The sequence below is a fragment of the Pseudoalteromonas sp. S16_S37 genome, assembly GCF_014694405.1.
Taxonomy (GTDB): Bacteria; Pseudomonadota; Gammaproteobacteria; order Enterobacterales; family Alteromonadaceae; genus Pseudoalteromonas.
Genome location: NZ_JAAUWV010000212.1, coordinates 1 through 419, shown reverse-complemented (window position 1 = coordinate 419; position 419 = coordinate 1). Strand labels below are relative to the sequence as shown.

Genomic DNA, 419 nt, shown 5'->3' with positions numbered 1-419 from the left:
GCCGCTTTTTTCGCCCAAGCGGAACTCGACCGCAAACAGAAATAAGCGTGGCTTTTATTGATGCTTACCGCAAGCATTACAGTGTCGAGTCAATATGCAAGGAATTGCCGATTGCACCTTCAACGTATTATGCCCATAAACAGCTACAAAGGCAGCCTGAGCGCCTGTCTAATCGCAAAAAGCGAGACGCTGAGCTGATGATACTCATTCGCCAAGTATGGCTGGATAATATGTCTGTTTATGGCGCAAGAAAAATATGGAAACAACTCCTACTTGACGACCATCAAGTAGCGCGTTGCACTGTTGAGCGATTAATGCGAATTATGGGTATTCAAGGCGTTCGTCGTGGTAAGGCTTGTAAAACAACGATACCAGATGAGCAACAAGATACACCGATGGATTTAGTTAACCGTCAATTT

At 44.9% G+C, this 419-nt stretch carries 1 protein-coding gene and 1 other annotated feature; the gene reads left to right on the top strand.

The window, feature by feature from the left end:
- Window positions 1–2 precede the first annotated feature (2 nt).
- Window positions 3–119, top strand: a sequence feature (AL1L pseudoknot).
- On the top strand, window positions 48–419 hold a 372-nt coding region (locus HC733_RS23595), incomplete at its 3' end, for an IS3 family transposase (protein ID WP_342366054.1). It overlaps the preceding feature by 72 nt.